Source organism: Kitasatospora sp. NPDC051702, from assembly GCF_040681575.1.
Lineage (GTDB): Bacteria > Actinomycetota > Actinomycetes > Streptomycetales > Streptomycetaceae > Kitasatospora.
Genome location: NZ_JBFAZB010000005.1, coordinates 16,524 through 29,085, shown reverse-complemented (window position 1 = coordinate 29,085; position 12,562 = coordinate 16,524). Strand labels below are relative to the sequence as shown.

The following is a 12,562-nucleotide window of genomic DNA, read 5'->3' as shown; positions in this document are numbered from 1 at the left end:
GCGGGAGGGGATCAACGCCCCAGAGGAGAAGCACCGTTGCACTTCCACGGCTACGAGTGGGCCGGTGACGGCCGACTGTTGACCAGAGAGGCCGAGCGGCGGCCGGTCGACATCATCCGCTTCGGCGCCTCGGACCTCCCGCCGATGATGACCGGCTGGTGGCTGCGCCGCCCGGCCTCCCAGGTCCGGGGCACGTGGGACACCCCGGAAGCCGCCGTGCTCTGGCTCACCGCTCGCTACACCGGCCACACCCCCGACGGCGACCCCTGGCTGCCGCTCGACGCCCGACGCCGGTACGCCCTGGCCCAACTGGCCGGCGCCTGCGACGTGCTGTGGTCCCGCTGGATCTCCGACACCCGCTGGTCGGGCCACTACGTGATCGTCTGCCCGCACCGGCTCTGGACGGACCTCCCCTGCCCGGCCGGCCGGCCCGCGCCGGCAACGAAGCCCGCCGCCGCCCCCGCGGTGCCGCTCAGCCGCCCCGCGCCGTCCGGGCGTACCGGCCCGGGGTGACGCCGCAGACCCGCTTGAAGTGCCTGGTCAGGTGCGACTGGTCGTAGAAGCCCGCCGCGGTCGCCACCTCGCCGGGCGGCCGTCCGTCGAGGAGCAGCCGGCGGGCGAGGTCGACGCGGCGGGACGTGACGTACTGGTGCGGTGCGAGGCCGAACGCGGCGCTGAAGGCGCGGACGAGGTGCGCGGGGTGGGCGTGCAGCACTCCCCCGGCCTCCTGCAGGGTGGTGCCGTCGAGCAGCCGCTCGTCGAGGAGGTCCCGCAGGTCCTGGGCGACGCCCGGGCGGGGCGACGGATCGCTGCCGGCCGGCCGTGGCCGCAGGTGTGCGCGCAGGCGTTGGCCGATGAGGGCCAGGCGGCTCTCCGCCTCCAGCTCGTCCCCCGGGTCGGCGAGGGCGGTGTGCAGTTGCCCGATGCGGGTGCGCAGCAGCGGGTCGGCGAGGTCGGGGCCGTCGACGGCGGGCCCGATGTAGCTGGCGTCCAGCTGGGTCATGTCGAGGTAGAGGACGCGTTTGCGGAACCCGTGGGCGGTGGCGGGCGAGCCGTTGTGCGGGACCAGCGGGGGCAGCAGGCTGACGGTGTCGCCGGGGGTGCCGCGCTGGTGGCGGTCCAGGTCGTAGCGGACCGCGCCGTCGTCGACGATCAGCAGCGTCCAGCTGTCGTGGACGTGCATGGGGTAGGCGTGCTCGGTGAAGTGGGCGTGGAAGACCTCGGTGACGCCCGGGACGGTCGGACGCCAAGCAGAGATCTCCTGCCCGGATGCCATGCAAAGAACGTACAAGACGGCGGGGGCGGGCGCCCCGCAGTCTCGACGCATGAGAACGATCGATGAGACCGGCGCCCGCACGGAACCCGGGGCCGGGGCCGACACGGCAGCCGACACAGGGACCGACACCGGGACCGACGCGGGGACCGCGGGCGCGCCCGTGCGCTTCGACACGAAGATCGCCGTCCTGCTGCGCGAGGACCTGGAGCCCTGGCAGCGGCTGAACGTCACCGCCTTCCTGGTCAGCGGCCTCGGCACGGTCCGCCCCGAGCTGGTCGGGGAGCCGTACGCGGACGCCGACGGCACCGCGTACCTGCCGATGTTCCGCCAGCCCGTCCTGGTGTTCCAGGGGACGAAGGAGGTACTGACGGCCGCGCACGGCCGCGCGCTCGGCCGGTCGCTGCCGACGGCCGTCTTCACCTCGGCCCTGTTCGCCACGGGCAACGACCGGGACAACCGGGCGGCCGTGCGGGCGGTGCCCGGGGATCTGCTCGATCTGGTGGGGCTGGCCGTCCACGGGCCGCGCAACGCGGTGGACAAGGTCCTCAAGGGGGCCCGGATGCACCACTGAACGACAACCGCGCCCGAACCGGCGCCCGCCCCGAACGGGGGGACGCACCGCTGCCCCGTACGGAACTCCCGTACGGGGCAGCGGTGTTCGACGCGGGCGGCGACTACGCGTTCGGCACGGTCGCGTAGCGCGGGGTGCCCTCGGCCATCTGCCGCAGGGCGTCCTTGCGGTCGCGCTTGGAGAGCTTGTCGATGTAGAGGAACCCGAAGAGGTGGTCCGTCTCGTGCTGCAGGCAGCGGGCGAAGAAGCCGGTGCCCTCGACGCGGATCGGGTTGCCGTCCTTGTCGACGCCGGTCACCGCGGCGAAGTCCGGGCGGGCCAGCTCGGCGTAGGCGGTCGGGACGGACAGGCAGCCCTCGTTGCCGTCGTCCAGGACGCGCTTGCGGTCCGCCGGGTACTCCTCCAGCTTCGGGTTGATGACGTGGCCGATGTGGCGCACGCCCTCGTCGTCGGGGCAGTCGTAGACGAAGACCTTGAGGTCGACGCCGATCTGGTTGGCCGCCAGGCCGACGCCCTCGGCCGCGTACATCGACTGGAACATGTCGTCGATCAGCGCGGAGAGCTCGCCGTCGAACGCGGTGACGTCCTTGACCTCGCGGTGCAGGACCGGGTTGCCCACGACGGTGATCGGACGCGCGGTGCCCTTGGAGAGGTCCGGCTCCTCACCGACCACCTTCACCGGCTGGGCCGCGTCCCCTGCGGGCTCGTGGTCGTGGTCGTGCTGGTGGTCGTGCTGCTCCGCCATCGCTACTTTTCCGCTTCCGCTTCCGAGAATGGGCCAGGTATACCGCTCAAGGGTAAGCGGCCCGCTCAGCAGACTTCCTCCAGATCCCGGTACGCCCGTGCAGCGGGCGCGGCCGCGACCCAGCGGTCGAGGAGCGAGCGGACCAGCAGTGCGGGTGCGGCGATCCCGCACTCCCGCTCGACCAGCCAGGACATCCCGGCCGCGCCGCCCTGGCTGAGGTGGCTCAGGTGCCCGGGGTGCGCGGCGTCGCCGTCGTCGTGCGGGTCGTGGTGGGCGGTGTGGCCGTCGTCGGCGGCCATCCGGCTCTCCGAACAGGCCCGGCAGAGCAGCCGCACCGAGGACGTCCAGTCCTCGGCCGCGTAGCCGGCGTCCGCGACCAGGCGTTCCAGGGCGTCCCGGTCCCCGGCCGTGGCGGCCTGCAGCAGCACCACGTAGGTCGGCACCGGGGAGGGCGCCCACAGCTCGATCTCGTCGAACACCGGGTAGGCGACGCCGTCGGTGACCCGTTCCCCGTGCGGGGCGCCGTCGTGGAGCACCACCTCGCCCCAGCGGCGGCCGGAGGAGGGCAGCGGGATGGACAGCACCTCGATCCGGGCCGGGTCGAGCCGGCGGCCCCACACCACCTCGGACTCGCCGTCCGGGGAGAGCCGCACCGGCGTGGTGCCGAGGTCCAGGCTGACCGGGCCGTCGGGCTGCCCGCCGGGGCCGCCGGGCAGCTTCAGCCCGTAGGCCTGCCAGGCGCGCCGGGCGAGCGGCCAGTCCTGCAGGGCGGTCGCGGTGATGCCGAGGTTCCACCAGTCGGGGGCGCCGTGCTCGCGGTCGAGCAGGGCGACGGCGCGCAGGCCGGCCGAGCGGGCCTGCTCCCAGTCGCGGCGGAACTTGTGCAGCAGGGCGAGGTTGAACCAGGAGTCGGACAGCCAGGGCTCCAGGTCGGCGGCCATCACCAGCAGCGCGCCGGCGTCCTCGTAGCGGCCGTCGCCGATCAGCGTGAAGGCACGGTCGGTCGTCTGCCGCCAGGTGGCGGACGGCCGGTGCCGTGCCCGGTGGAAGATCCTCACGTTCGTCCCTGCCGTCGTCGTCCGCTCGAGTCCCGTACCACCGCGCCCACCCCAACTCCTCGGGGCCGGACGCTTCGCGGGGTTCGGGCCCGGTGTCCCGGGTCGGTGTTCCACGCTACGACCGCATCCAACCACGCCCGCCCCCGCCCGCGCTCCCCACCGCTGAGGTTGGGCGCCCGCCCTACCCAGCCTGCCCGCCCGGCCGCCCGGCCTCAACCCCGGCGGGTGGTCGCGCGCCCGTGCCTGGGCCGCGCCTCCAGTCCGCCTCGGGCCGGACCCGACCCGGGCCCGCCGGGTGCGGGCCCCCACCGGCGCCCGTACGGACGCCGGGTACCCCCGTCGACCTCGGTGAACCCCCGGCCGGGCCGGCGGTCACCCCTGCTGCCCGGGACGGGCGGGCCGGCGGTCACCCCTGCTGCCCGGGACGGCCGGGCCGGCGGCTGCCCGAGTCCTCGGACCTCGGCCCCGCGGCGCGCTCCCGGGGCCCCTCACCCCCGGGCCTGCCCGCCCACCCGGGCCAGCGCGTCCACCACCCGGGCGTCGTACACCCGGCCGCGGCCCAGCCGCAGCACCTCCAGGGCCTCCAGCCGCCCCACCGCCTCGCCCACCCCGCGGCCGCGGGCGGCCGTCAGCAGGTCGTCGTGGGCGTTGGCCACCCGGATGATCCGGGCGGCCAGCGGCACCGAGCCGTCCGCGCCGGCCGGGCCGAGCACCGGATCGGCCAGCCGGGCGACCTGCTCGGCGACCTGCCGGGGCACCCCGGTGCGGCGGATCACCTCGCTGCCCAGCCGGGCGATCCGCTGCTGCTCGGCGCAGGACAGCAGGGCGGTGGCGCCGTCCGGCACCGGTTCGACCAGCGAGAGCTGGCCGACGTCGTGCATCAGGGCCGCGTACTCCAGCAGGGCGAGTTCCCGGGTCCCGAGTCCGAGCTCGCGCCCCAGCGCGCACGCCGTGTCCGCGACCCGGCGCGCGTGCCCGTGCGGGGTGTAGCCGGCCACCTCGGTGGCCCTGGCCAGGCTGGCGATGGTCTGCCCGGTGGTGGCCCGCACGGCCGCGGCGCGCCGGAAGGACACCTGGGCGAGCAGCAGCGGGGTGCAGAACAGCGGCAGCGCCCACAGCCCGACCTCGCCGGCCGCGAGGCTGACCAGCATCCCGGTGGCGACGATGGCCGAGCCGATGCCGAACAGCGAGCGGAGCTCGTCCTCCAGCGCCGCCGGGAACCGCAGCCCGGTGTCCGGGCCGGCCGCCGAGCGGCGCAGCAGGGCGGCCAGGGTCGCGTCGCAGAGGGCGGCCAGGGCGGCGACGGCGGTCAGGAAGGCCCCGTACGCCGGGCCCTCGGGCGAGAAGCGGTCGACCAGACCGCCGTTGTAGAGCGGCTGGAAGACGGCGGCCGCGAAGCCGACGCCGAGCAGGCGGCGGGCCGCGCTGTCCCGGCGGGCCGGGTCGGCCCAGGGCGGGCGCCGGTGCGGCCGGTCCGGCCGGGCCCGGTGGATCAGGCCGGCCCCGTCGCCGCCCCTGCAGTGCGCCTTGAGCCAGGGCAGGGCGAGCCCGGGCAGCCAGGCGAGCAGCAGGCCGACCCCGGTCACCGCGACCACCTGGAGCGTGCCGTGCGCGGTGGGCACCCCGCGCAGCGGGCCGAGCAGCGCGTACGCCAGTGCGCCGGCCGCGCCGATGGGTGCCTGCTCGCGGTCCCCCGGAAGGGTGATCCGGACGCACTCGCCGAGTGCGATGAGCGTGGTGAACGCCAGCGCGACCCGCGGCTCGGCCACCCCTCGCAGCGCGACCGCGGCCCACGCGAGGAACAGCAGCGCGGCCGCCGCCGCGTGCACGGCGCGGGCCTGCCGGCCGGCCGCCGTCACGGCTGCCCGGCCGTGGGGACGCTCCCGCCCTGGGCGGGCACCCGGCGCGGCGCGGCCCGGACCGGTTCGGGCACCCCGAGCGGGATGTCCGGGACGGCCCGGATGCTGCCGTCGGGCGGCGGCAGCACCGGCTGCCAGTCGTGCACGACCAGCGCGTCGATCAGCGCCCGCACCATCGCCGGGTCGAACTGGCTGCCCGAGCAGCGCTGCAGCTCCGCGACCGCCTCGGTGACGGGCCGGCCACGCCGGTAGGAACGGGTGGAGGTCATCGAGTCGAAGGCGTCGGCGACGGAGATGATCCGGGCGAACTCGGGGATCTGCTCGCCGCTGAGCCCGCTGGGGTAGCCGCGGCCGTCCATCCGCTCGTGGTGGTGCAGGATCCCGGCGTGCGCCTCGCCGAGGAAGGCGATGCCGCGCACCAGCTCGAACCCGTACACCGGGTGGATCTCGACGGCCCGCCGCTCGGCCTCGCTGAGGGGACCGTTTCTGCGCAGCAGCTCGGTGGCCACGCCCAGTTTGCCGACGTCGTGCAGGATCCCGGCGAAGCGCAGGGTGCGCAGCCGTTCGGCCTCCATGCCGAGCTGGGTGGCGATCAGCACCGAGGCCCGGCCGACCCGTTCGCTGTGCCCGCGGGTGTACGCGTCCTTGATCTCCACGGCCTGCACCAGCGACTGCACGGTGGCCTGGTGGGCGTCCCGCTCACGCTGGCCCTGGGCGAACACCCAGGCCGAGATCGACAGCGGCAGCAGCGCCAGCAGCGCCGCGAACGCCCCGTAAGGGCCCTGCCAGAGCACCGTCACCATCAGGCCGCCGGCGGCGTGCACCAGCACCGGCAGTCCGCAGACCGCGACGGCCCCGCGCAGCAGCACCACCGGCCGGCGGTCCTCGGTGAGCATCAGCATGGCGCCCACCAGCACCCCGTTGACCAGGCAGAACGTGGCGACGGCGGCGAAGCCGGGCAGCAGTGCGGCGGGGAACCGGGAGCCCAGCAGCAGTTGTGGTCCGCGCAGCAGCTGAAAGGCGGCCGAGGAGGCGAAGGCGCACAGGGCGAGCTGGGAGCCGTTCCACAGCTGACGGGCCCGGCAGGTGCGCCGGGTGGGGCCGCCGAGCAGCGCGGCGGGCACCGCGACCAGGGCCGCGGCGGCCGGCGGGAGCATCAGCACACCGGCGAACAGCACCGGGAAGAAGGCGTTGACGCCGGGCCGGTTGGGCGCCCGTTCGGACGGCGGCGGGCGGCGCAGCAGAAGGCGGGTCAGCCGCAGGCAGGGCGTCGGCAGGCCCTGGGCCAGCGACTCCCAGCACCCGTGCAGGAGGGCCAGCAGCCCGACCTTGGGCCAGTCGACCGGCGCTCCGAGCCAGCGCGGCACCCCGGGGACGGCCTCGGCGGGCAGCAGCGGCAGCAGGCAGCAGAGCGCCGCCACCGGAACGGCCACCAGGTAGCGCGTCGCTCCCTGCGGCAGGGCCGCGCCTCCACTGTCGGTAGCGATCTCGACCTCCCCCGCCGTCCGGGCCCGCGTTGCCTCAGCACGCCGGGCGGACCGGCGATGAGCGTCCGTCAGGAGGATAGGCCGCCGTCCGGGCGCGGGGACGCATGATCGCGCAATGGCGCAGCTGGCACACCGTCAACTCACTCGAACGAGTGAGGGCGCATGCGAGCACGACGGGAGCGGCCCCGGGAGCGCACGCTCCCGGGGCCGCTGAACTCCGTGTCCTGACCACCGGGCCCGTCCTCGCCGACGGGCCCGGTGGTTGCTCCGGTCGGCCGTCCGGCCGCGCGGAGGCGCCGGCTACTCCGCCGGAGCACCCGCCTCGACGGGGGCGCCCGGCCGCGCGGACGGCGCCTGGCCGCCCTGGCCGGGGGTCGGGGCCGGTCGGGCGGCCTCGACGTGGATCTCGACCGCGGTCTCGACGGCGACCACCACCTGCTCACCCGAGCGCTGGCCGGCCCGGATCGAGTCGATCCTGGCGAGCACCTTGCTGCGCAGGTCGGCCGGGGTGTCGTCGCAGCCGCAGGAACGCTTGATCAGCGCCTTGATCGCCTGCTCCAGCCCGTACTGCTTCAGGCACGGCGAGCACTCCTCGAAGTGCTCCCGCAGCTTGGCGCAGTCCCCCTCGGCCATCTCGTTGTCGAGGAATTCGTAGAGGTGGTCGAGGACCTCGCCACACTCCGTGTCGTGCGGATCGCCGCAGCTCATGAGCCCGAGCCCTTCGCTTCCTGCCCTGCCCCGCTGCCGGCCGGGACGAGCCCGCGCTCACGGGCGTAGTCCTCCAGCATGCCGCGCAGCTGACGGCGGCCGCGGTGCAGCCGGGACATCACCGTACCGATGGGAGTACCCATGATGTCCGCGATCTCCTTGTACGCAAAGCCCTCTACGTCCGCGAGATAGACGGCGATCCGGAACTCCTCCGGGATGGCCTGGAGCGCGTCCTTCACGTCGCTGTCGGGGAGGTGGTCGAGCGCCTGGGTCTCGGCCGAGCGCAGACCGGTCGACATGTGCGACTCGGCGCGGGCCAGCTGCCAGTCCTCGATCTCCTCCGCCGCGGTGCGCTGGGGCTCCCGCTGCTTCTTGCGGTACGAGTTGATGAACGTGTTGGTGAGGATGCGGTACAGCCAGGCCTTGAGGTTCGTGCCCTCGCGGAACTGGTGGAAGGACGCGTACGCCTTGGCGAACGCCTCCTGGAGCAGGTCCTCCGCGTCCGCGGGGTTGCGCGTCATGCGCAGCGCCGCGGAGTACATCGGGTCCAGGTAGCCCAGGGCGTCGCGCTCGAAGCGCTCCCGCCGGGCCTCCTCGCTCTCCTCCGCGGACACCCGGAAGGTGTCCTCACCGATCGCCTCGGCCAGCTCCTCACCGGTGAGCGCCTCGCCCACGGGCTGGCCCTCCTCCGGGCCCCGGCCCGGCTCGGCCTCGTGCTCGGTCCCGACGACCGGACCCACCTCCTCGGCATGGCGGGCACGACCCCCGGCGGGCCGCCCCGAAATGGAGGATATCGGGCTGACGGGCTTCTCGCCCGCGACAATCCAGTCGGACCAGGCGGGGGCGAACGCCGCAGCGGCCTCGCGCTCCTCTGGCCGCTCGGGGCACGCGATCGAACCCATCTGCCCTGCCTCTCACCGGGAATCGTGCTGACGAGGGTGTCAACCACCCGGACGGCGCCCGCATTCCCGCCGCGGCCGCCTCATCACTCGCACGGGCGATCGGCCGGAAACCCCTGGTCACCGCCGCCCGGTCGGCTCCGGCCGCCCGGCCGCCCCCGGTGCCCCCTGCCTCAGAGCAGCGCCAGCACCCAGTCCCCGACCGCCCGGCAGATCAGCTCCAGCACCTCGTCCTGCCCGACCGGCGCCCGCTTCGGCACCTCGAAGCCGTGGCTGCCGTACGGCACCGCCACCAGCTCGTGCCCCGCCGGCAGCTCCGGGAACTCCACCGGACCACCGAACGGGTCCGCCGCGCTCTGCACCACCAGCGTGGGCAGCCCCGACTCCAGCAGCTCCTCCGCCCGGCTCTTCTCCGGCCGGCCCGGCGGGTGCAGCGGGAACGCCAGCGCCACCACCCCCACCGCCCCGGTGGCCGCGCCCGTCCGGCAGGCCACCCGCGCCCCGGCGCTGCGCCCCCCGACCACCAGCGGCAGGCCCTGACCGGCCAGCCGCTCGGCGACCGGCGTCCAGCCGAGGTCCAGCGTGCGCGGTGCCGGGCCGAGCCGCTTCCCTGCCACCCGCCAGGGCTGCTCGACCAGCGCCACGGTGATCCCGCGCGGCGGCAGTGCCTCGGCCAGCGCGACCAGGTCCCGGGCCTCGACCCCGCCGCCCGCGCCGTGCCCGAGCGCCAGCAGCGCCCGCGGCGCGGCGGCCCGGTGGTAGCGGATCCGGGCGTCGCCGGCCCCGGTCGCGACCAGCTCGGTCGGGACGGATCCGGTGGGAACGGGTTCGGTGGGGTCGGTCCCGGTGGGAACGGGTTCGGTGGGGGCGGGTTCGCGGGTCATCCTCGGGCACTCCAGCCGGTTCAGAACAGGGTGGTCTCGTACTCGGCCTCGGCCCACGGCTCCTTGAGCTCCGGGCCGTTGTTGCGGATGCTGCCGACCGCCGGGGAGACCGGCGTGGCCAGCAGCTCGCCGGGCGGCGGGGGTATCAGCAGCCGCTGCAGCGCGTCCGGGTCGGTCAGCCCCGGGTCCAGCCACTCGCCGTGGGACGCCGGGTCGAGGAAGAGCGGCATCCGCTCGTGGATCGGCGCCAGCGACTCCTCGGCGTCGGTGGTGACGATGGTGAAGGTCACCAGCCAGGCCGCCGGGTGGTCCGGCGGCACCGTCCGGTCGCGCCAGAACTCGTACAGCCCGGCCAGCGCCAGCGGGGTGCCGTCCGCCCGGGAGACGAAGTACGGCTTCTTGCGCGCCTTGCCGCGCTCGCCCGGCACCGTCTGCCACTCGTAGTAGCCGTCCACCGGCACGATGCACCGGCGGGAGGCGAAGGCCTGCCGGTACGAGGGCTTCTCGTGCACCGTGTCCGAACGAGCGTTGATCATCTTCACCGCCGTCTCGGCCGACCTCGACCACTGCGGCACCAGCCCCCAGCGCAGCACCCGCAGCTGCCGCACCGGCCGCTCCCGGCCCTTCGGCACCCGCTCCAGGACCACGAAGGCGCTGTTCGTCGGCGCCACGTTCCAGTTGGCCGCCAGCGTCTCCGCCGGGTCCCACTGCTCGACACCGAAGATCTCGACGACGTCCTCGGGCTTGCTGCTGGCTGCGAAGCGACCGCACATGCCGGTCAGCTTGCCATGCCCGCCACGCTCACCACTTCCTCATCCCACGGACAGAACCACCCGCTCCCGCCCGACCGTCCCCGCATGGGAGGCTGCCCCGAACGGCCCAACGCAGCGAACGGAGGCGGAGAAGAACGATGAGCCCTCACCCGACCGACCGGAACCTCGGCGAACTGTGGGACCAGGTCACCGGCACCCAGCCCGGCCCGCCCGGCTGGCTGGTCCTCGCCACGGCCGGCGCCGCCCTGCTCGCCGTCCTCGCCCGCCCGCTCTGGCACGTCACCCGCAACGCCGTGACCATCGCCCACGAGGGCGGCCACGGCCTCGCCGCCCTGCTCACCGGCCGCCGGCTGGCCGGCATCCGGCTGCACTCCGACACCTCCGGCCTCACCCTCTCCTACGGCCGCCCCACCGGCCCCGGCATGATCCTCACCGCCGCCGCCGGCTACACCGCCCCCGCCCTGCTCGGCCTCGGCTGCGCCGCCCTGCTCTCCGCCGGGCGGACCACCCTGCTGCTCTGGCTGGCCGTCGTCCTGCTGCTCGCCCTGCTGGTGCGCATCCGCAACGCCTTCGGCCTGTTCACCGTGCTGGTCGCCGGCGGCGCCTTCTTCCTGGTGTCCTGGTTCGGCAGCGCCGAGGTGCAGGCCGGCTTCGCCTACCTCGGCTGCTGGTTCCTGCTGTTCGGCGCCGTCCGCCCGGTCCTCGAACTCCAGCACCAGCGCCGCACCGGCTGGGCCCGCGACTCCGACGCCGACCAGCTCGCCCGCCTCACCCACGTCCCCGGGCTGGCGTGGATCACCGTCTTCCTGCTCACCGCCCTCGCCAGCCTCGCCCTCGGCGCCAGCTGGCTGCTGGCTCCGCTGTAGCCGCGGACGGGGCCCGGACGCGCCCGGCGGCGGCTCTCAGCATCCGGCCGTCACGGGGGCCGTTCCGGTACGGCCCCTAAACTGGCCCCCATGACCGAGACCCTGTGGCCCGCCCCCGTCGCGACCACCCCCGTTGACGCCACCGTCACCATCCCCGGCTCCAAGTCGGTCACCAACCGAGCCCTGGTGCTGGCGGCGCTCGCCGACGAGCCCGGCTGGGTGCGCCGCCCGCTGCGCAGCCGCGACTCCCAGCTGATGGCCGACGGCCTGCGGGCCCTCGGCGTCGGCATCGAGGAGCGGGTCAACAACGACTCCGGCGGCACCGGCGGCGGCGAGGCCTGGCGGGTCATCCCGACCCCGGCGCTGCGCGGCCCCGCCTCGATCGACGTCGGCAACGCCGGCACCGTGATGCGCTTCCTGCCCCCGCTCGCCGTCCTCGCCGACGGCCCGGTGCACTTCGACGGCGACCCGCGCAGCTACGAGCGCCCCCAGCACGGCGTGATCAACGCCCTGCGCGCGCTCGGCGCCCGGATCGACGACGGCGGCCGCGGCGCCTTCCCGCTCACCGTGCACGGCACCGGCGCGCTGGACGGCGGCCCGGTCGAGCTGGACGCCTCCTCGTCCTCGCAGTTCGTCTCGGCCCTGCTGCTGTCCGGCGCCCGCTACAACCAGGGCGTCGAGGTCCGGCACGTCGGCGGCCCGGTGCCGTCGCTGCCGCACATCCGGATGACCGTCGAGATGCTGCGCCTGGCCGGCGTGCAGGTCGACGCCCCCGAGGACGGCGGTGAGAAGGACGTCTGGCGGGTCACCCCCGGCGCCCTGATCGGCCGCGACCTGGTGGTCGAGCCGGACCTCTCCAACGCCGCGCCGTTCTTCGCCGCCGCCCTGGTCACCGGCGGCCGCGTCACCGTGCGCGACTGGCCGAAGCACACCACCCAGCCCGGCGACCAGCTGCGCGAGATCTACACCCGGATGGGTGGCGCCTGCGAGTTCACCGACGAGGGCCTGCAGTTCACCGGAACCGGCCGGATCCACGGCATCGAGGCGGACCTGCACGACGTCGGCGAGCTCACCCCGGTGATCGCCGCCGTCGCCGCGCTGGCCGACTCCGAGTCGCACCTCTACGGCATCGCCCACCTGCGGCTGCACGAGACGGACCGGCTGGCCGCCCTGGCCAAGGAGATCAACGACCTCGGCGGCGACGTCACCGAGACCGAGGACGGCCTGCGGATCCGCCCCCGCGCACTGCACGGCGGGATCTTCCACACCTACGAGGACCACCGCCTGGCCACCGCCGCCGCGGTGGTCGGCCTCGCCGTGCCCGGCGTCGAGGTGGAGAACGTGGCCACCACCGCCAAGACCCTGCCCGACTTCCCGCGGATGTGGGCGGAACTGCTCGGCGAAGCGGTGGCGGACGCCTGATCGGAGACTGAGCA

13 protein-coding genes are annotated in these 12,562 nt (G+C 75.1%); 4 read left to right on the top strand and 9 right to left on the bottom strand.

Going from position 1 to position 12,562, the window contains the following annotated elements; genetic code table 11:
• Window positions 1-36: 36 nt before the first annotated feature.
• Window positions 37-513 carry a hypothetical protein gene (locus AB0N04_RS06450; protein WP_360204353.1) on the top strand — a complete coding sequence of 159 codons (477 nt, stop codon included), beginning with the start codon at window positions 37-39 and terminating at the stop codon, window positions 511-513.
• Here AB0N04_RS06450 and AB0N04_RS06445 read toward each other — a convergent pair.
• Window positions 473-1,276: an AraC family transcriptional regulator gene (locus tag AB0N04_RS06445; protein WP_360204350.1), complete on the bottom strand. Its 804-nt coding sequence runs from the start codon at window positions 1,274-1,276 to the stop codon at window positions 473-475. The genes AB0N04_RS06450 and AB0N04_RS06445 overlap by 41 nt on opposite strands.
• A gap of 49 nt (window positions 1,277-1,325) precedes the next feature.
• Between AB0N04_RS06445 and AB0N04_RS06440 the strand changes: the two genes are divergently transcribed.
• Window positions 1,326-1,847, top strand: coding sequence for a DUF2000 domain-containing protein (locus AB0N04_RS06440; protein WP_360204347.1), 522 nt, complete (start codon window positions 1,326-1,328; stop codon window positions 1,845-1,847).
• Window positions 1,848-1,950: 103 nt separating this feature from the next.
• On the opposite strand, the gene def is transcribed toward AB0N04_RS06440, so the two are convergent.
• The 8 genes from def to AB0N04_RS06400 form a co-directional block, all read right to left on the bottom strand.
• Entirely contained in the window at window positions 1,951-2,592 is a 642-nt protein-coding gene (gene def / locus AB0N04_RS06435) for a peptide deformylase (protein WP_360204344.1), read from the bottom strand.
• 65 nt (window positions 2,593-2,657) lie between these two features.
• Window positions 2,658-3,650, bottom strand: a complete 993-nt coding sequence (locus AB0N04_RS06430; protein ID WP_360204342.1) for a hypothetical protein — start codon at window positions 3,648-3,650, stop codon at window positions 2,658-2,660.
• A 488-nt stretch (window positions 3,651-4,138) separates the two neighbouring features.
• The gene (locus AB0N04_RS06425) at window positions 4,139-5,509 is read right to left on the bottom strand and encodes an HD domain-containing phosphohydrolase (RefSeq protein WP_360204339.1); all 1,371 of its coding nucleotides are present in this window, start codon (window positions 5,507-5,509) and stop codon (window positions 4,139-4,141) included.
• Window positions 5,506-6,942: an HD-GYP domain-containing protein gene (locus tag AB0N04_RS06420; protein ID WP_360204337.1), complete on the bottom strand. Its 1,437-nt coding sequence runs from the start codon at window positions 6,940-6,942 to the stop codon at window positions 5,506-5,508. The genes AB0N04_RS06425 and AB0N04_RS06420 overlap by 4 nt, the downstream gene beginning before the upstream one ends.
• Window positions 6,943-7,296: 354 nt before the next feature.
• The gene (gene rsrA, locus AB0N04_RS06415; protein WP_360204334.1) at window positions 7,297-7,704 is read right to left on the bottom strand and encodes a mycothiol system anti-sigma-R factor; all 408 of its coding nucleotides are present in this window, start codon (window positions 7,702-7,704) and stop codon (window positions 7,297-7,299) included.
• Window positions 7,701-8,444 (bottom strand): sigma-70 family RNA polymerase sigma factor, encoded by a 744-nt coding sequence (locus AB0N04_RS06410; RefSeq protein ID WP_360204332.1) that lies wholly within the window; start codon window positions 8,442-8,444, stop codon window positions 7,701-7,703. The genes rsrA and AB0N04_RS06410 overlap by 4 nt, the downstream gene beginning before the upstream one ends.
• Before the next feature lie 332 nt (window positions 8,445-8,776).
• The gene (locus tag AB0N04_RS06405) at window positions 8,777-9,487 is read right to left on the bottom strand and encodes an alpha/beta family hydrolase (RefSeq protein WP_360204329.1); all 711 of its coding nucleotides are present in this window, start codon (window positions 9,485-9,487) and stop codon (window positions 8,777-8,779) included.
• 20 nt (window positions 9,488-9,507) lie between these two features.
• Window positions 9,508-10,260, bottom strand: a complete 753-nt coding sequence (locus tag AB0N04_RS06400) for an SOS response-associated peptidase (RefSeq protein WP_360204326.1) — start codon at window positions 10,258-10,260, stop codon at window positions 9,508-9,510.
• 137 nt (window positions 10,261-10,397) lie between these two features.
• Here AB0N04_RS06400 and AB0N04_RS06395 point away from each other — a divergent pair, with 137 nt between their 5' ends.
• Together AB0N04_RS06395 and aroA are read left to right on the top strand one after the other, a co-directional pair.
• A complete protein-coding gene (locus tag AB0N04_RS06395) occupies window positions 10,398-11,126 on the top strand; it encodes a M50 family metallopeptidase (RefSeq protein ID WP_360204323.1) in 729 nt (242 codons plus the stop codon).
• A 90-nt stretch (window positions 11,127-11,216) separates the two neighbouring features.
• Window positions 11,217-12,548, top strand: coding sequence for a 3-phosphoshikimate 1-carboxyvinyltransferase (gene aroA, locus AB0N04_RS06390; RefSeq protein ID WP_360204321.1), 1,332 nt, complete (start codon window positions 11,217-11,219; stop codon window positions 12,546-12,548).
• The last annotated feature ends 14 nt before the right edge of the window (window positions 12,549-12,562 follow it).